The 655-nt window shown below is 64.9% G+C and carries 1 protein-coding gene; it reads right to left on the minus strand.

The features are described 5' to 3' along the window. Nucleotides 1-655: VCBS domain-containing protein (locus AOG28_RS17490; RefSeq protein WP_200906848.1), on the minus strand; the 655-nt coding region annotated here is incomplete at both ends.

Below are 655 nucleotides of genomic sequence, written 5' to 3' on the forward strand. Positions count from 1 at the left end.
GCTGTCGGGACGGTGTCGACGATCGCGATGTCGAGACTGTCCGTGGTGCTGGCATCCGTGATGTCGGTGACCACGACCGCGAAGCTGTCGGTGATGTCGCCGCCCGAGTGATCCTCGGTCTCGCCATCCTCGACGTAGCGGTAGGTAACCTCACCGGTGCCGGCGTCATAGCCGGTCACGCTCAGGGTGCCTTCGCTCCCCTCGATGACCACCGGGTCGGCCTCGGTCGCATTGGTGATGTCGACCGGTGTATCCACATCGACGCCAGCAATGGTGACCGTGGCAATCCCGGCAGTGGCGGCGACCGTGAAGCTGCCGGTGACGGTGTCGCCGGTGGCTTCGGTGACGCTGTTGTCGTCCGTGCCGCTGATGCCGGTGATGACCGGCGCAGCATCGGTCGAGCCCGTGACGGTGATGGTCAGCGTGGTGCGGGAGACATCGCCATCGGCATCGGTGATGCCGTAGGTGAAGACGTCGGTCAGTGACGCGCCATCATCCAGGCCCTGGACCTCGGCATTGCTGTTGTCCAGCACGTAGCTGTAGCTGCCGTCACTGTTGAGGGTCAGCGTGCCGTAGCTGCCGGCGATCTCGGTACCGGTCGTGTCGCTGACGTTTGCCGCAAGCGCGTCATCGTCCTCCAGAGTGCCTGTCACGA

This window comes from Cobetia sp. UCD-24C, from assembly GCF_001306765.1.
GTDB lineage: Bacteria > Pseudomonadota > Gammaproteobacteria > Pseudomonadales > Halomonadaceae > Cobetia > Cobetia amphilecti.